The sequence below is a fragment of the Treponema putidum genome (assembly GCF_024401155.1).
GTDB classification, from domain to species: Bacteria; Spirochaetota; Spirochaetia; order Treponematales; family Treponemataceae; genus Treponema_B; species Treponema_B putidum.
The window spans coordinates 1,814,455-1,831,867 of record NZ_CP038804.1 but is presented as its reverse complement, the minus strand read 5'-3'; the positions used below and the strand labels follow the sequence as shown (position 1 = coordinate 1,831,867).

Below are 17,413 nucleotides of genomic sequence, written 5' to 3'. Positions count from 1 at the left end.
AAATCAATAGGGCTGTTTTTTTGTTCTTTCCGGATTGATATAAACGTCCATCTGAGGGAAGGGAATATTTATTTCGGCTTCTTCAAAGAGTTCGGCTATAAGTTTAAAAATAGAATTTTTTATAACAAGAAAATCTTCATTTTTTCCCCAAGCATAGAAGGCAACTTCAATACCGGAATCTGCATAAGCCGACCAGAAAACAAATGGCTCCGGGCTTTTTAGAATTTGAGGCACTCGGTTCGGGATTTCCATTAAAACGGATTCTACCTTTTCCATGTCGCTTCCGTATGCAACGCTTATCTTTGTTTCGATTCTCCTTATCGGGAGGCTTGAGTAGTTTATGAGGTTTCCCTTGATGACTACTTCATTCGGAATACGCACTATGTTTCCGTCAAGGGTTTTTACCCTGATAGCCATAAAGTCAATCGATTCGACATTTCCGGTTATGTCTCCAAGCTGGATGCGGTCGCCTACCTTAAAGGCTTTTTCGGCAAGGACAAAGAAGCCTGAAATTATATTTGACACCGAGGTTTGGGCTGCAAAACCTATGGCAACACCGGCAATACCTGCGGCTCCTACAAAAGCATTTATGTTTATACCGAGCTTTTTGAATATCGTCATCAAGATAACGGCCAGACAGGTGTATTGGAGAATCTTTGTTATAAGGTTTTGAATTGCAGGGCTTACCTTGTTCTCCGTAAATTTTTTAAGCGATTTAATTATAATCTTAAAAAAGATGTATGTTATTAAAATTATCCCCAAGAAAGACAATATGGATATAAAAGAGGGCAGGGTAAAGTTTTCTTTAACAAAAGTTTGTATTTGTTCTAAGTTTATGTTCATTTTTTTAATCTATCAAATTTTTTGTAAACTTCCAAGAGGTAGACAAAGCCTTACATTTATAGTATAAAATCATATGAAGTACGGTATTTCTGCTATAGCATTTGACATTGACGGTACGCTTTATCCTTCATGGCGCTTTAATTTACGTATAATTCCATTTCTTTTAAAGCACTTTAATTTTATGTCTGCTTTTAACAAGACCCGAAAAGATATAAGGCTTTGGCAGGAAAAGAATCCCGATAAAGTTTTAAGCAACTTTTTTGATTTTCAAGCCGAAATTTTGGCAAAGTACGCAGGAAAAAATAAGGAAGATGTTAAAAACTTTTTGGAGACTGAAATTTATGAGGGTTGGAAAAAGCGTTTTGCAAGGATAAAACCTTACTTTTTTGCAAGGGAATCTATAGAGGAATTTAAAAGATGCGGGCTAAAAATAGCCTTTCTTTCGGACTTTTTACCGGAACAAAAAAATGATGTATGGGGCATTTTACCCCTATGCGATGTAGTCTTAGGAACAGAGGTGATAGGAGCTCTAAAGCCTTCTCCCTTATCTTTTAAAAAATTGGCAGAAACCCTTGAGCTGCCTTGCAATAAGATTCTTTATGTAGGAAACAATCTCAAGTATGATGTTGCAGGGGCAAAGGCTGCGGGAATGTATACAGCCTGCATAAAGAGCCGATTATTTATTTTATTTAAAAAGATTTTTGCTCAAAAAGATGCCGAAAAACCCGATATTTATTTTTCAAACTATCGCCAATTATTGAAATTTATGATATAATCTGATATGATGTAAGACAGGTTTTTTCTGATTTAAGATGAGGCCTAGTGTAAAAAAAGGTGGGACTTTTTAATGAATTATATTCTATTCAATATTGTAACCTTGGCAATTTGTGTGGGTATTATTGTTGCTTTTAGGCAAAGCGATAAAAATAACCGATCCATCGAAAAAGCAAAACGGTATGGAGATAAAATAAAAGAAGACCTTGAAGTCTTTATAAACGAAAAAAACTCTTCTTTGAGCGATCTTTCCACCGAACTTGCGGTTCAGCAAAGTACGGCTATTGCAACCGTAAAAAAGCTCGATGACCTAAGTAAGATGTTTTTAAAACAAACGGAAACTGTGGAAGCTCGTGCAGAGACCATCAAAAAAATAGATGAATATATTTCAGAATCCGGACAAACTATTCAAAAACTTATGGACATGACCTCCCTGGCAGAAAAAAATTTAACGGAAATTACAAGAGAAGCCGATTTTGTCGATTCGCTTGCAAAAGCTATCAATAATGCAAGGGTTCAGCTTAATAATCTTACCGAAAGCATCCCTGAATTAAAACAAAACTTTGCAGCCGAAGCAGATGCAAAATTAAGCGAATATAAAAGCAAAATATTAGATGAAATGAGGCTTGTAATAAACGACGTTGAAAACCGTCTTGCTTCTGCCCAAAGGGATACGGGAGAATTATTGGAAGTTACTTCCATTAAACTTCAAGATATTTACAAGGAAGCATATAATTCCGCTGCAGATAAGGCCGGTGCTCTTCAAGAAGCTGCTTTTGCTAAATTGAAGGAAGAAACGGCAGAAAGGGTTCAAAACTACCGTAAGGAATTTGAAGAAACCGCTGCAGAGATTGAAGCTCAGATGGACGATAATTTAAATCGGACAAGGCAGATGGCTGCCGAATTTAAAACGGAATGGGAAACTCAGGCTAAAGACTACCTTGCTCAAATGAATTCGGATTTTTCCGAAAAAGAAGAAAATATTTCTTCCCGTATAGATTCCATTTCGGAAAGGCTAAAGGAAGCGGAAGATGCCGTTTCGGTAAGATCGGATGCGATTTCTGCCGATTTAAATCAGACCGAAGCTACAATGCGTTCTCAATTTAATTCTCTTGCAGCCAATTTTCAGGAAAATATAAATTCTCTTTCTAAATTTTCAGACAAAAAATTAAATGAGTTTAAAATTCAAACCGAAGAAAGGTTTAAAAAATTTGAAAAGGCCATTGAAAACGTCGACAGCTTAAAAGAGGAAATCGAAAAATCTCAAGGCCTTATTAAAAACGAAATGATGACCGAATTCTCTTCTTATGTAAACGCCGCAAAGCAAAGTCAGCAAAACTTTTTTAACGAGTTTACCGCTAATTCCGAAAAAATACGAGAGAGGATGAAGGCTATAGATGCCGGTATTGATGATTTAAAAGCAAAAGCTTATACAAATGTTTCCGAAAAACTGAAAATGTTTGAAGACGATTTTTTTGCAGACCTTGCAAAGCGAAGCGAAGCTATTAACCTCAGTTTTGATCAGTGGAAGGAAGATGTGTCTGCAAACATGGCTCTTCTTGCCTCAGAGAATGAATCGGCAAGGAAGGACTTGGAAGAAAAATATAAGGCTGACCTGCGTGCAAGACTTGGTCAGGCAGCCGAAGAATATAAGGCTCTTTTTGCAAAACTGGATGAAAAGGTTAAAAATGCTGAATCCGGTCTAAATGCAAGAGTTTCTGCCGTAGACGGTACCGTAGAGAAATATATAGAATCTTTCCGTGCAGATGTAAATCAGATAAAAACAAAGGCTTCGCAACAGCTTGAAGGTGAGCTTGCTTCTTATAAGGGGCAGGTTCAAGAGGCTATATCAAATCAAAATGCAGAGCTTGAAAACACTTCAAAGACTTTGCAAGAAAAACTTATTTCAATAAGGGGAGAATCGGAGGAGCAGTTTGAGACAATTAAAAAAGACTTTGAGACATGGAAGTCCCGTACGGATCAACAGTTTACCGATGCCCGCTCCTTTTTTGACGAAAAGATTACAAACTTTGCCGGTTTGACTGAAAATGCAATTAAAAATCTTGATGCTAAGTACAATGCGCAATACAAGGATTTTGTTGCAAAGAACGGCGAAACCTTTAATGGCATTCAGGCAAAGTTAAATTCCGTTGATGATAAGATTGCATCTGCAAATAAGGCTATCGAAGAACATGCTTCCGAAGTTACAAACCGCTTTAATGCTGAGGCAGAAAAACTCAATGAGGCAATCAATAAAAAAATTAAGGATGCGGCTTCTGAGGCAGAAATTTCGGTTCAGAATATAAATGACATGATTCTCGAAGTAAGAAACCGGCTTGATGAAACCCAAGAAAAGGTACGTGAAAAAATACAAGCCGATTCAGACCGCTTAAATTCAATCATAGAAGAAATTGATAAAAAACAAAATGCCTTTATTACTCAAACTAAAGTCTTTGATAGGGCTGATGAACTAAAAGAGGGCTTGGAAAAAGATATTGCTTCTCTTAAAAGTGAGGTTACCAAATTTGAAGTATACAGGACTGCAATGGACGATTTGGCCCTTCAATATGAGAAAGTTACTCATTTGGAAGAAGAGGCAAAGCAGAAAGTTAATCGCTTTATGAATGAACGCAAAAATATTGAGCTGTTGGAAGGTGAATTTGTAAAACTCAATAATCTTTCCGATTCTATGGACAAAAAGATTATCGAGCTTACGGCTGTAAATGATGACTTGCAGCAATATCAAGTACAAATTCGAAAACTTGAAGAAGGTATCGGTGATGTAAATACCCGCTATGAAAGACTGGAGAAAAAAGAAGCCGTATTAAACCAAACTCTTGAAAGCATTGATTCAGCTTTTGAAAATTTAAAAGAGCTTGAATCGGATATTAAAAAATTTAAAGAAGAGGTAAGTGTGATTCCACCTGAGATGGAAAAGATAAAGGTAACGCTTGAAACTCTTTTATCAAATCAGGGTAGAGCAGAAGCCGTTTGTGAGCAAATTGAAAACGTAGATTCTACATTGGAAGATTTAAACTCGAAAATGGATAACTTAAAACAGGCCAGAAGCTGGCTCGCCGCCACTGAAACCAGACTAAAAGAAATCTCAAGCGAGTCCGAATCTCAGCTAAAACTGATGGCAGACCTCTTTAAAGGCGAAAAACCTGAACGGAATGAAAGCGGAAGTCCGTCAATAAGTGTTAAAGAAAATGTCTTAAAACTTTCCCGGCAAGGATGGAAAAACAGTGAAATTGCAAAGGCTTTAAATCTATCGTTAGGGGAAGTAGATCTTATCCTTGAGTATAAAAGATAAGACATGAGGCAAGGGCGGCAACGGCCTTGCCTTTTCCTATTATTCCTATACCCTCGCCGGTTTTTGCTTTTAGAAAAATTTGCTCTTTTTCTATTTTTAAGATGTCGGCTATTGACTTTCTTATTTCTTCCCTAAAAGGGAGAATTTTAGGTTCTTCGATTATTATTACGCAGTCGATGTTTTGAATTTGCCAGCCCTTTGCACTTATTTTTGCCCATACTTCAGATAAGAGGTCTGCCGAATTTGCGCCTTTCCATTTTTTATCATCCGGCGGAAAAAATTCTCCTATGTCTCCCATTCCGCAGGCTCCAAGGAGAGCATCGGTTATAGCATGAAGGAGGACATCTCCATCCGAATGGGCTTTTTCTCCTTTTTTAAAAGGAATATGAATGCCTCCTATAATAAGTTTTTTTCCCCTTACAAGGCGGTGTAAGTCGTAGCCTAAGCCTGTACGCATTTTATGTCTTCCTTAAAAGTTATTTTTTTGTTGGATATTTCTCCGGCACAAATAAAAACATCTCCGGAAAATTCCCCATAAATTTCACTGTCATCGGTATATTCTTTTCCGTTTCCTACAGCTTGTTTGTGAGCCCGTAATATTTTGTCAAAGTTAAATCCTTGAGGAGTCTGAACCGAATATACGGAACTCCTTTTGAGGTGTTGGGTTATTTTGCCGGATTTGTCTATGATTTTTTGCGTATCAACGGCTTGATAGCCGGGAATTACAGCACCGTGATTGCCTAATTCAGTGCAGACTGTTTTTATAAGCTCTGGGCTGACCCACGGACGGGCTCCGTCATGAATTAACACAAAGTTAAAATCGGTTTCATTTTTTTCTTTAAGTTCTTCAAGTTTGATTAAGGCCTTAAAGACGGAAGCCTGTCTTGTATCGGCTCCTGCCGTAAAGATTATTTTTGTATTTTTTTCAATCAGGGCTTTTTCAATTCTTTTATCTTTGAAGATTAGATTATGTGCATCCGAAATATCCGAGGACGGCACAGTAACAATCATGACTTCAAATAGATTTGTTTGTAAAAATTTTAAAATACATTCGGAGAGAACCGTAACGCCCTCTCCATATTCAGGTAATCTTAAATATTCTTTTTTAGTATCTAACTTCATTCGTTTGGATTTGCCTGCTGCAGTTACTACAGCCGCAAAGCCTAAACTTTTAATCGTCCTCATAGTCCGAGTCTTCTATGTCGTCGTCTTCATCCATATCGTCATCTTCAAATCTATTATCATCATTTATGATTAAATCATCATCGTCATTATATTCCTCTTTAAATTTTTCTATAGTTCCTCCAAGAGGTTCAAGGTGTAAATGGATTGATGCTTCTACCTCTGTCTTTGTCATCTTCATAGCGGCTGCTATTTCATCTTGAAAAATCCTATAAGCTGAGTCATAAAGTTTTCTTTCTTGAATCGGCAGCTCCTTTGTTTTACTTCGCTGGTAAAGGGAGCGTACAACAGAAGCCGTGTTTAAAATTTCTCCGCTTTTAAATAGGTCCATATTCATTTGGTAGCGAGCCTTCCAATCGATTGGAATCGGCTCAAAATCTTCAGATAGAAATTTAAGAGCGGTTTCAGCTTCGGCCTTTGTTACTATACGCCTTATTCCGAGGTTATCAATTCCTGTTATGGGAACTAAAACCGTCATATCGGAATCGGATAGATAAATAACATAATAGTCTATAACTTCGCCGTCTATCTCTTTTTTTGTGATATCGGTTATGGTACCAACGCCCTGACCCGGGTAAACAACAACTTCTTTTGCGGAAAAAACAAATTTCTTACTCATAAGTGAGGCAATTATAGCATAAATATGTTTTTTAGTCTACGAGGCGAGCAGGACGGATAATGCAGTATGATACAAGGATAATACGGATAATTGACACTGAATGATTTTTATTGTAGAATAACTCGAGTGTGCAAAATATATGTAAAACTTGTGGATAAGTAGGGATGAAATTTTACGATATAACCAATAAAAACATTCAGGTCTCTTTTAAAGAAGCCGTTTTAAGAGGATTTAATATAGAAACGGGTGGTTTTTTTATGCCGGCGGAATTCGGAAAAATAAGTCCGGCTATGATTTATAAAAATCCTCCTTCTTCTTTTCGGGATATAGGCTTTGAAATTATAAAAAACTTTTGCGGGGATGAAATTCCTGATGGCGATCTAGTGTCGATAATAGCTCAATTTTATCCTCACAGGCTCCCGATAAACCCTATAGCACCAACAACCTATATTTTGGAGCTTTTTCATGGGCCTACTTGTAACTATAAGGACATAGGAGCCGGCTTTTTAGCCTATCTTTTAGAATATTTTAACAAGGATGAAGACCGAGAGATTAACCTCATTGTACCTGCCTCGGGAGAAAGGGCTTGTGCAATTGCAGCCGCCGTTTCGCAAGTTAAGGGAGTCAAGGCCATTCTTTTATGCCCCAAGGACTCCTTAACGGAGATACAGGAGAACATCCTTTCTTCAATACAAAAAAATGTTCATGCCATTTGTGTGGACGGCTCCTTTAAAGATTGTGAAAATATTGTGGATAAAGCAATAAAAGATGAATATCTACTTAAAAAATTAAAATTGGTCTCAGGGGGCGCCTTAAACATAGCTCCTCTTTTACCTCAAGTTGCTTTTTTTGTCTATGCAGCCTTAACCGTCTTATACCGCAGCGATTATGATAACAAAATTGAAAATCCTTCAATCATAGCTTCAATACCATCAGGAAGTTTTTCAGCCCTTACGGCAGCTCTGATTGCAAAAAAAATGGGAACACCGATTAAAGGGCTTATCTCAGCCGAAAACGAAAACCATGCTCTTTCAGATTGGCTCACCCTTGGTGATTATGAAAAAAGACCGGCTGTAAAAACCAACACTCCGGCTCTGGATATTCCTAACATAATAAACTTTAAGAGAATGCTTCAAATTTATGATTTTGAAGAGCTAAAAAAACAGATAATTCCTTATTGGCTTGACGGTATGGGAACCGTATCGGCAGTTAGGTCGTGTAATGAAAGAACAGGCTATATAATAGATCCTTACGGTGCTATGGCTTGGACGGCATGGCAGGACGTCCATAATGGAGCGCTGAATTCATTAAAGAGAAAAGCATCGGAATATGATGAAGAGCCGGGCATACCTTTAAAATATGCAGAAGTTGAAACATGGGCATCATCAATTAACCGTAACAGTATGGTAGGAATAGTTTTACAAACCTCTCATCCTGCAAAATTCCCGGAAATTATGAAACCGGCTATCGGAAGGCCGCCGTCTTTGCCTGATAAGCTTGAAAGTTTACAATATAAACCTTTAAAAGCGGTTAATCTTCCGCCTGACTATTCAGCCTTTAAAGAATGGGCTCTATCGAATTGATGGCCGAGAGCTTAGACGAATGAATATTTTACTTTCCATTATTGGTGATTATTCTCTGATTATTCAAATTACACATACCATTTTGACTGACTTTGAAAAAGATTATAAAACCCGCCTCTATTTTCCATAAGAGTTTCAAAATCACCGAATTCGGCCATTTTGCCGTTTTTTAAAAATAGAATAAGGTCTGCTTTTTTTGCCATAGCTAACCTATGTGTAATTACAACAGCCGTTTTATTTTCTACTATTTTTTTCATAGCCGAAATTATAAAAGCTTCAGCCTCGGGATCCAAGGCCGAAGTAGGTTCATCAAGACAAATAAAATAGGAATCAGGATATAAGGAACGGGCAAGAGCCAAGGATTGTTCCTGTCCTTTCGAGAGAGCTATCCTGTTAAACTCAGGCCCAAGCATTGTATTTTTATTTATAGCTTTCTTTTTTTCGTTCATTGTAATATAGTCTAAAAGATTATCTATTTTTTTATCATCTTTTTTTTGGGTATCCGATATTTCAATATTTTCTTTTAAACTTGCGTTATACGTAATAAAATTTTGACTTAATGAAGAAACACCTTGTAAAAAACAATTATCGAAGGTATTTTTACCATCAATCATAATATGACCCTTTGAAGGTTCATACAAACCTAAGAGCAATTTTGAAAGGGTTGTTTTGCCTGAGCCGTTTTCTCCTACAATTGCAAGAGTTTTTCCTTTAGGAATTACAAAATTTAAATTATGTAAAACCTCCATTTCGGAATCAGGATAAGAAAAACAAAGATTTTTTACTTCAATTTCAGGCGGTTCCGTAATTTTAATTTCATATTTTTGTTTTTTCGTTTCATTCATCAGTACTTCAAGAGCGTTAAGTTCCGCTCCGGCAGCTCGTATTACCGAAAAATCATTATCAAATATATTTTCTATAATAAAAATAAGCGTTCCTGATGTTGCAAAAACAGTTCCAAAACTTGCTATTGAAATTTTTTGGTTAAGAAGCAAATATATTGAATATCCAAAAAGTAAAAAATAAAATATAAAATTCAAAGCTTTTACCTTTAAATCTATTTTTAAGTTTTGTTTTTTAATATTAATGTTCAAATCTTCTACATCTTCAGAAATTTTTTTATATTTTTTTAATAAGAATGAAACTATATCCAAGGTTCTGGTTTCTTTAAAAAATTCTTTTGAAGTAATCATTTTTTCAGTATATGATTTTCTATGACGGACTTGAGCCAAAGCGTCGGTTTCATTTTCATAATTTAAAAGCTGATATTTAAATATAATAAAGTTGGGAATAATTATTGCAAGAAAACTAAAGCCTAATATAATATCAAATGTAAATAAATAATATGACATTGATATTATTGCAGGTATTGTTGAGGTAAAGGTCATAATAATTATCATTGCAACATATCCCGATACAAAAGCTCCTTTTCTGGCTAAATTCAACCTTTCAATATTATGAGCCGAATCAAAAAAAATAAGAGGTTTACTGATTAATTTTTTATGGAGTAAAAAATTAACATAGCCTGAAACTTTTTTTGCATTTATTTCAATAAGGTAATTTATAAATCCGTTAATAAAAAAATTAAAAGCAATTGAAAAAACAAAAATACTTAAATTTAAAATAAAAATTTTATCAAATATTTGAGAATTTGAACTTTCAAGGTATGAAAAAAAGTTGAATGTTGCCTTTGTTACAAAACCAAAACTCAATCCGTCAATGATTGATATAAATATGATAAAAATAAAATATGTTTTTCCTGCACGCAAAGAATTTAAAATAGACATTTTTATTAAACTCAACTTCATGAATATAACTCCTTTTGTGTATTATACATTTGAGCATAAATCCCTTTTTTTTGAATTAAATCATTATGTGAGCCTGTTTCGGCAATAACTCCATCTTTTAAAACTATTATTTTATCTACAAGCGGAGTAATGCCCAGCCTATGGCTTATAAAAACAGCTGTTTTATTTTTTATTATGTCTTTTAAAAAAGTATAAATTTTTGATTCTTGTGATGGACTTAAAGCTGCAGTCGGTTCATCAAAGATAACAATCTTTGCATTGCTTATAAAATTTCTAGCCATCGCAATATTTTGCCATTGCCCTCCCGAAAGATTTACCGATTTATCATCTCCTTTTCTCAAAACAGATTCCTTATCAATTCCGTTTAATGAAAATAAGCTGATAGCATTTTGAATTTCAGATATCGAAGCTTTTGGATTACCTATTTGTATATTTTCAATTAAGTTTAAATAGTATCTGCCGTAATCCTGAAATACAACAGCAAAGTTTTCGGATATGGATTTAGGAGTTAATGTTTTTAATTCTTTATCATTTAATAAAATCTCACCTGAATAATTTTTATAAAGACCTAAAAGAAGTTTTATAAATGTTGTTTTACCGCATCCATTTTCTCCTACAATTGCATAAGACTTATTTAATTTAAAATCATAGTTAATATCATGTAGAATTACTTTTTTTGAAAAAGGATAAATAAAGTTTAAATTTTTTATATTTAAACTTTTAATCTTATCAATAAAAATAGATTCATTATTATCTATTTCATTAAATGATTCAAATTCATTAAAGTCTTTTAAGTAATTCGATAATTCCGATTTTATTTCAAGAACAGAATATAAATCCCAGCGGATTATATTTAAAAAAGATGATAGCTGTTTTATACTTGCAATTAAAAAACCGATAGAGATAAGATTTGATTTTACCTTTAATGAAAGCTCAATTATAAAATAAACAAAAATAAGCAAGGTTAAAAAACTTGATGACTCCAAACGTAAAATATTTTTTAATTTTGTCTTTTTTTCATGTTGAATCAAAGTTTTGTTCAATTTACGGTATTTACAATTTATAGCATCGCATAATTATAAATTAATTTTTCTTGTCCGAATTCTCCTTGACAAAGAATATCGGAATAATAGTCGCACATTCGGTCCAAAAAGGTATCTTCTTTTTTTTGGGTGTAATTTCTTTTTCCATTATAATCTGAAATTAAAATAACGGCAGTAATGCCCGCTAAAATAATAAGTCCCTTTATTCCCATAACTGAAAACACAATTATTATAATTGACATTAATTGAAATAAAATTCTAAATATTGAAAGCAGCTTATTATGTTTTTGAATAAAGTCTTTTAATATTTCTTTTTTTATTAAATTGATTTTATCATAAAGCTCTGCATTCTCAATATAATAATATTCCAACCTGCTCATTTTACTTATAAACTTAGTTTCTAAAGCTAGGTTTATCTTTTTTACCTGTTTATAGCTAATCCGTCTTATAAAAATATCAAAAAAATAATTTAAAAAGATAAGCGAGAAAAATAATATAACTGCTAAACCTATTTGCTCTTTTATTTCTCCTACTTTTTTTAGTTCTATCACACTATCCGTCAAAAAAGTAAAAGTTAGTACTTCTAAAAGCGGATAAAAACCGTTAAAAGCCAACTGAAACAGCTTAATAAAAAAATAAGACTGACTTATTTTAAAAGGAATTGTTAAAAATGTTATGATTTTATTTTTTTGCATACAATATTACCCTCCATTAATAAAAACTGTCAAACAACACACAGTCAAATTAATTCTTTATCTAAGAAAGAGAATGTGTTTTTTTGCAGTTTATGATATCTGTTTAATATCATCAGGGCAGCTTAAATGCCCTATCGGGTAATATTGCTCATAATGAAAGCAGTATAACACAATAAGAAGAATCTGTCAATAATCTTATTGCCGAAAAATTATATTTCTGTAGAGTTTTCTCTATTGCCCCTTGTATTCTTCTAGGGAGTCGGAAATATGTTCTAGGATTATACCGGCTTTTTTAAACATTTCGATTGTGTCGGCTGAGTCATGGTAGCGTTTTTCGGCTACGACACGTACAATCCCGCAGTTTATTATGAGCATAGCGCATGTGCGGCAAGGCGTCATTTTGCAGTAAAGGGTCGCTCCGTCTATGCTGATGCCCCGCTTTGCTGCCTGACAGATGGCGTTTTGTTCCGCATGGACTGTTCTCACGCAGTGCTGGGTAATTGAACCGTCTTCGTGCTGGACTTTTTTAAATTGGTGGCCTACATCGTCGCAGTGAGGAAGGCCTGTAGGAGCTCCTACATAGCCGGTAACAAGAATTTGATGATCGCGTGCAATAACACAGCCCGACCTTCCCCGGTCACAGGTTGCCCGCTTTGCAATAGCCCGGCAGACATCCATAAAGTATTCATCCCATGACGGCCGTCTATATTTTTCTTCGTTACTATTCGCTTCTATCATAAAAAGCACCTTCCTTATCTACAAAATTCAAATAAAGCACCGGTTTGATATTTTCAAATCGGTGCTTTTTATCTTAAACAATCGAATTAAAGAATTCCCATTTCTTTGCCGACTTTTTCACAGATTTTTACGGCTCTATCAAGCTGTTCGGTGGTGTGGCCTGCCGTAACCATACATCGGACTCTTCCTGTTCCCTTAGGAACTGTGGGGAATACGATGGGGCCTGAGAACATACCGTTTTCAAAGAGTTTTTTCGAGAATTCTATGGTCTTGGCTTCATCACCGATAATAATCGGGGTAATCGGTGTTTCGCTGTGACCGATATTGTAGCCGAGTTTTCCTAAGCCTTCTTTAAAGTGCTTGGCGTTTGCCCAAAGTTTATCCGTATATTCTGTTGATTCCATGAGCATCTTAACGGCTTCAATAGCGGCTCCTACGGCTGCAGGAGGTAAGCCTGTTGAGAATAAGAAGGGCCGTCCCCTGTTTTTAAGCCAGTCGATAGTTACCTTTTTTCCTGCAACATAACCGCCTACAACACCGATAGCTTTTGAAAGGGTTCCCATTGCAACGTCAACTCTTCCGTGAAGTTTAAAGTGGTCTACGGTTCCGCGTCCGCTTTCTCCCAAAACACCGCTTGAGTGAGCATCGTCGACATAAGTAAGACAATTGTATTTTTCTGCAAGAGCAACGATTTCAGGAAGTTTTGCTATATCTCCGTCCATTGAAAAAACGCCGTCGGTTATAATTAAAACATTGTTGTAGTTATTTCTTTTTTCTTTTAAAACTCTTTCAAGGTCGGCCATATCTGAGTGCTGAAAAACGGCCTTATCGGCTTTTGAAAGGCGGGTACCGTCGATGATTGAAGCGTGGTTCAGCTGATCCGAAATTATTAGGTCACCCTTATCTGTAATGGCCTGAATAACACCTGCATTACAATTAAAACCCGATTGGAAAGCTAAAACGGCTTCTTCTCTTTTAAATTCGGCTAAAAGTTTTTCCAAGTCATCATGTATTTTCATATTGCCGATGATGGGGCGTACGGCACCGGCTCCGGCTCCGTATTTTTCGATAGCCTCAATAGCGGCTTTTTTTAGCCTCGGATGATTTGCAAATCCTAAATAGTTGTTGGATGACAGGTTAATAACTTTTTTCCCGTTAATAACACATTCCGCATCGCTAGGCCCTTCAAGAGTAACAAGTTCTTTATACAAGCCCTGTTCTTTTAATTCTTGAACTTTTTTTTGCAAAAATTCCATATCATGGATATTCGACATAGGTTCCCCCTAAAAAATATTTAAAATTCTTAAAGATAAACGGACTTTAAGATGAAGATATTATTTATCTTTTTAGCGATATTGTCAAGAGCTGTGAATTATTGTATAATCGCCCGCAAAGTTTGAGGTTTTAAAGTGCATAATGAAGTGAGAATTTTATTTGAGGACAATTTTTTTGCGGTGGTTTTAAAAAACTGCGGGGACAATTCTCAAGTCTTCTTTAAAAAGACCTTTAGCGAAAAAAAATATGCCGAGGCAGTAAACCGATTGGATAGACCTGTCAGCGGCTTAGTTCTTATAGCTTTTTCTACTTCAATGCACACAAAGCTAAATAATCTTTTTAAAGAAAAAAAGGTAAAAAAAGAATATTGGGCAATCTGTAAAAAAAAAGAAGAATTAAGGCCGGCAGCCGATTCAGGAATAAGCCGTACCGCTCCCGTTCTTTATAAAAAAGAATTTTGTGAAAACTATCTTGAGTTTAATACAAAAATACAAAAGGGCTTTGTAACGGAATCAAAGCAAAGAGGAAAAAAAGCCTCTCTTTATTGGGAACTTGCAGGACTTGGCGATAACTATAATTTTTTACGCATCTTCCCCGAAACAGGCCGCACCCATCAAATTCGTATTCAGCTTGCCCATTTGGGGATTCCCATAAAGGGAGACATAAAATACGGTTTTGAACGCACGGAAAAATCGGGCGGAATAAGGCTTCACGCCTACTCCCTAAAATTCTGTCATCCTCAAACAAAAAAGCAAATAGAAGTTTCGGCCTTTCCTCCGTCTCCCGATCCCCTATGGTCAGCCTGCATCGAAGCCTGCTTGGAGGCAAGCTCTAAGTCCTAGATTTTTTTAGTAAATAAATACTTAAAATTGAGAAGATAAAAATAGGTGTCCATGCTCCCGCAAGGGGCGAGATGTATTCCCATTTGGCGCTCAACATTGTAACCATTTCGGTAACATAAAAAAGAGATGCTATTCCTACGCTGACCAAGATACTCATGAGTAATATATTTTTTTTAAATTTACCGCCTAAGGAAATAGAAAAAAACAAAACTATAAAAATAGTAAACGGAAATGAAAAGCGCCTGTGATATTTTGAAAGCGCTTCATAATATGGAAGGCCGTTTTTTTTAAGATTTATAATAAATTCTTTGGCATCCGAAATTCTCATCTCATCAACCGAGCTTAAATTTTTTTGAAAATTAGAAGGCGATTCGGAAAGGATGAGGTCATCGGGAATAAGGTTCGAACAGTTTACAATATTTTTTTCATTAAACTTGTAAACTTCAGCATCATCAGCTGTCCAGCGGTCTTTATCCCAAACCATATAGGCGCTTTTAATAATCAGTGATAAATTTCCATTCTCATCACGGACTATTATGTATGCATTTGAAAGAGTTTTATTTTCTGCGTTAAAATAATCTGCCGTGTAAACAATTTTTCCAAGTTCAGATAAAATTACCAAATCTTGCGTATCTAAACTTTCTTCTTTTTTTAAAAGCTCCTTTGAGAGTTTTGTTTTTTCATAAAAATATTTTATGACAACATTGTCTTCAAAAAAAATCATTCCTAACGAAAATAAAATGCCCAAAACTAAAAGGGGCAGGGTAAAACGGCCTAAAGATATTCCGGCCGAAAATATTGATGTAAGTTCATTGCGGGCATATAAATTCCCCATAGTGTAAGAACCTGCAAAAAGAATTGCAAGAGGCAGTGAATATGAAATACATTTTGGAATATATAGCCACATAACTTTTATAATATCCTTAAATCCGGCTCCGTTTTGAAGATAGGCAACTATGTTGGCAAATAAATCTCCCAACTCTAAAAGAAGAATAAAAAAAAGCATTGCAACAATAAATGTAGGTAGAAAAAGTTTAAGCAAGTATCTTTGAATTAATTTCACTTGAAAGTCCTCTTTATTGTCAAAAACGCAGTACAAATAACCAACAAAACATTCGGAAGCCACATTACAAGGGCACCGTTTATACTTAGACCTGATTCAAGGCAGAGCATTTGACCGCCTATCAAAAATGCCCAATAAGCAACTGAAATTAAAAGGCCTACTATTAAGCCTGTACTTTGATCATAGGTTTTTCCGGAGCGGCTTATTGCAAAAGCCAGCAAGACAAAAAAGAAGGCTCCAAATGGAACGGAAAATTTACGGTGCAGTTCCATAACATAAATATTTAAAAGGCGGGGGCTGGTATCCCCTGCTTCTTTTTTTTGCCTTATATCTTTTATTAGGTCATATGAAGTCATTTTATCGGGGCCTGAGCTTGAAATAAATTTAGGGGCGACATCTTTTGCAAGCACATTATAGGTTATACTTTCTCCATAAACAACATCAAATTGTGACTTATTGTTTAGGTCTAAATTGATAAGGCGCGGGTTAAGCATTTGAAGCTGCATAATAATCGACCTATCATTGGATTTTTTTACATCGGTTTGAGATGAGGACAGGAATCTCTTTGTTCCTCTTTGGCTTGAATCGATTATTAAAAGATCATGTATGGAATTATCTTTTATCAGGCCGGAAATAACTATTGAATTTTCATTACGTTTTACAGAATAAGATTCAAGTTCAAGAGCAGGAGTTGAAGATGCAATATTGTAAAGCACTTCGTTAAATTTTATAGTACCTTGAGGAATCAAAATATCGTTTGTTATAAACGAACCTACCGAAACTAAAACTCCGAGAGAAAAAACAGGAATCAAAATAAAAGAAGTAGAAATGCCTAGCGCATTAATCGAAATAAATTCATAGTCTGCCGAAAAGCGGCCTAAGCACATCAATGTTCCTATTAAAGCCGAATAAGGTGCTGTTGTTGCAATAACAAAGGGCAGGGAATAGAATAAAAGCATTAGGACATCTTTAATGGGGGCTTTTTTTGATAGAATCTCCTCAGCCATCAAAAGGATTTGATTTACAAAAAAGATAAAAAATAAAAATAAAAAAGCTACGATGAAATATAAAAGAAGCTCTCTAAAAACATATACAAATATTGTCTTATGATTAAATGATGGGCACCTCATAAGTTATACTCTTTTTAATCATTCTATTCCAGTAGAACCGTAGCCCCCTGCTCCGCGTTCGGTATTGGATAATTCATCTTTTTGAACAAAATCAGCCTGAATAGCTTGGGCAATAACGGCTTGGGCAATGCGGTCTCCGTTTTCGATTTTAAAATCTTCATTTCCGAGATTTATTAAAAGAACTGCGAGCTCTCCGCGATAGTCCGAATCTACGGTGCCGGGAGTGTTTAAGACGGTAATACCGTGTTTTAGGGCAAGTCCCGAACGGGGGCGCACTTGAAGCTCAATTCCTTTAGGCAGCTCAACCGAGAGTCCCGTAGGAATTAAACATCTTTGCATGGGTTTTAAGATAATGGGTTTTTCGATAAGTGCCCGCAAATCGGCTCCGGCCGAACCGCTTGTTTTGTATTCCGGTAAAACGGCACCTTCTTTTAACTTTGTAAAAACTTCCATTTACAATCTCCTAAAATCACCATGCGCAAAATTTAAAAGCATGGGCCGAGCA

General features: G+C 35.5%; 16 protein-coding genes. 4 read left to right on the top strand and 12 right to left on the bottom strand.

Features of this window, described 5'->3' with window-relative positions; genetic code table 11:
• Positions 1 to 3 precede the first annotated feature (3 nt).
• Entirely contained in the window at positions 4 to 843 is an 840-nt protein-coding gene (locus tag E4N74_RS08490; protein WP_253682400.1) for a mechanosensitive ion channel family protein, read from the bottom strand.
• A 73-nt stretch (positions 844 to 916) separates the two neighbouring features.
• On the opposite strand from E4N74_RS08490, the gene E4N74_RS08485 reads away from it, so the two are divergent.
• Positions 917 to 1,618 carry an HAD family hydrolase gene (locus tag E4N74_RS08485; RefSeq protein WP_255817226.1) on the top strand — a complete coding sequence of 234 codons (702 nt, stop codon included), beginning with the start codon at positions 917 to 919 and terminating at the stop codon, positions 1,616 to 1,618.
• Positions 1,619 to 1,690: 72 nt separating this feature from the next.
• Positions 1,691 to 4,930, top strand: a complete 3,240-nt coding sequence (locus tag E4N74_RS08480; RefSeq protein ID WP_255817225.1) for a SpiroCoCo family coiled-coil protein — start codon at positions 1,691 to 1,693, stop codon at positions 4,928 to 4,930.
• On the opposite strand, the gene ispF is transcribed toward E4N74_RS08480, so the two are convergent.
• From ispF to E4N74_RS08465, 3 genes are read right to left on the bottom strand one after another with little or no spacing between them, the layout of a single operon-like run.
• Positions 4,908 to 5,387: a 2-C-methyl-D-erythritol 2,4-cyclodiphosphate synthase gene (gene ispF, locus E4N74_RS08475; protein ID WP_044977589.1), complete on the bottom strand. Its 480-nt coding sequence runs from the start codon at positions 5,385 to 5,387 to the stop codon at positions 4,908 to 4,910. The genes E4N74_RS08480 and ispF overlap by 23 nt on opposite strands.
• Positions 5,372 to 6,115, bottom strand: coding sequence for an IspD/TarI family cytidylyltransferase (locus E4N74_RS08470; RefSeq protein WP_044977588.1), 744 nt, complete (start codon positions 6,113 to 6,115; stop codon positions 5,372 to 5,374). The genes ispF and E4N74_RS08470 overlap by 16 nt, the downstream gene beginning before the upstream one ends.
• Positions 6,102 to 6,731, bottom strand: a complete 630-nt coding sequence (locus tag E4N74_RS08465; RefSeq protein WP_044977587.1) for a CarD family transcriptional regulator — start codon at positions 6,729 to 6,731, stop codon at positions 6,102 to 6,104. Before E4N74_RS08465 ends, E4N74_RS08470 begins: the two co-directional genes overlap by 14 nt.
• Before the next feature lie 164 nt (positions 6,732 to 6,895).
• On the opposite strand from E4N74_RS08465, the gene E4N74_RS08460 reads away from it, so the two are divergent.
• Positions 6,896 to 8,314 (top strand): pyridoxal-phosphate dependent enzyme, encoded by a 1,419-nt coding sequence (locus E4N74_RS08460; protein WP_255804963.1) that lies wholly within the window; start codon positions 6,896 to 6,898, stop codon positions 8,312 to 8,314.
• A gap of 68 nt (positions 8,315 to 8,382) precedes the next feature.
• Here the strand turns inward: E4N74_RS08460 and E4N74_RS08455 are convergent, their stop codons facing one another.
• The 5 genes from E4N74_RS08455 to E4N74_RS08435 all read right to left on the bottom strand — a co-directional run bounded on the left by E4N74_RS08455 (position 8,383) and on the right by E4N74_RS08435 (position 13,872).
• Positions 8,383 to 10,122 (bottom strand): ATP-binding cassette domain-containing protein, encoded by a 1,740-nt coding sequence (locus E4N74_RS08455; protein WP_255817224.1) that lies wholly within the window; start codon positions 10,120 to 10,122, stop codon positions 8,383 to 8,385.
• The gene (locus tag E4N74_RS08450) at positions 10,119 to 11,153 is read right to left on the bottom strand and encodes an ATP-binding cassette domain-containing protein (protein ID WP_170225387.1); all 1,035 of its coding nucleotides are present in this window, start codon (positions 11,151 to 11,153) and stop codon (positions 10,119 to 10,121) included. Before E4N74_RS08450 ends, E4N74_RS08455 begins: the two co-directional genes overlap by 4 nt.
• Before the next feature lie 29 nt (positions 11,154 to 11,182).
• Positions 11,183 to 11,860, bottom strand: a complete 678-nt coding sequence (locus tag E4N74_RS08445; RefSeq protein WP_044977582.1) for a hypothetical protein — start codon at positions 11,858 to 11,860, stop codon at positions 11,183 to 11,185.
• Positions 11,861 to 12,091: 231 nt separating this feature from the next.
• Complete coding sequence (locus E4N74_RS08440) at positions 12,092 to 12,598, bottom strand: deoxycytidylate deaminase (protein ID WP_044977581.1); 507 nt, start codon at positions 12,596 to 12,598, stop codon at positions 12,092 to 12,094.
• Positions 12,599 to 12,684: 86 nt separating this feature from the next.
• Positions 12,685 to 13,872, bottom strand: coding sequence for a glycine C-acetyltransferase (locus E4N74_RS08435; RefSeq protein ID WP_044977580.1), 1,188 nt, complete (start codon positions 13,870 to 13,872; stop codon positions 12,685 to 12,687).
• A gap of 135 nt (positions 13,873 to 14,007) precedes the next feature.
• On the opposite strand from E4N74_RS08435, the gene E4N74_RS08430 reads away from it, so the two are divergent.
• Positions 14,008 to 14,715, top strand: coding sequence for an RluA family pseudouridine synthase (locus E4N74_RS08430; RefSeq protein ID WP_255804960.1), 708 nt, complete (start codon positions 14,008 to 14,010; stop codon positions 14,713 to 14,715).
• Here the strand turns inward: E4N74_RS08430 and E4N74_RS08425 are convergent.
• Genes E4N74_RS08425 through dut form a run of 3 tightly spaced genes read right to left on the bottom strand, consistent with a single transcriptional unit; the run spans position 14,705 to position 17,361 of the window.
• On the bottom strand, positions 14,705 to 15,778 hold the full coding sequence (locus E4N74_RS08425) for an LptF/LptG family permease (protein ID WP_255817223.1): 1,074 nt from the start codon (positions 15,776 to 15,778) through the stop codon (positions 14,705 to 14,707). The genes E4N74_RS08430 and E4N74_RS08425 overlap by 11 nt on opposite strands.
• Positions 15,775 to 16,908 (bottom strand): LptF/LptG family permease, encoded by a 1,134-nt coding sequence (locus tag E4N74_RS08420; protein WP_044977577.1) that lies wholly within the window; start codon positions 16,906 to 16,908, stop codon positions 15,775 to 15,777. The genes E4N74_RS08425 and E4N74_RS08420 overlap by 4 nt, the downstream gene beginning before the upstream one ends.
• Positions 16,909 to 16,926: 18 nt before the next feature.
• Positions 16,927 to 17,361 (bottom strand): dUTP diphosphatase, encoded by a 435-nt coding sequence (dut, locus tag E4N74_RS08415; RefSeq protein ID WP_255804958.1) that lies wholly within the window; start codon positions 17,359 to 17,361, stop codon positions 16,927 to 16,929.
• Positions 17,362 to 17,413: the final 52 nt, after the last annotated feature.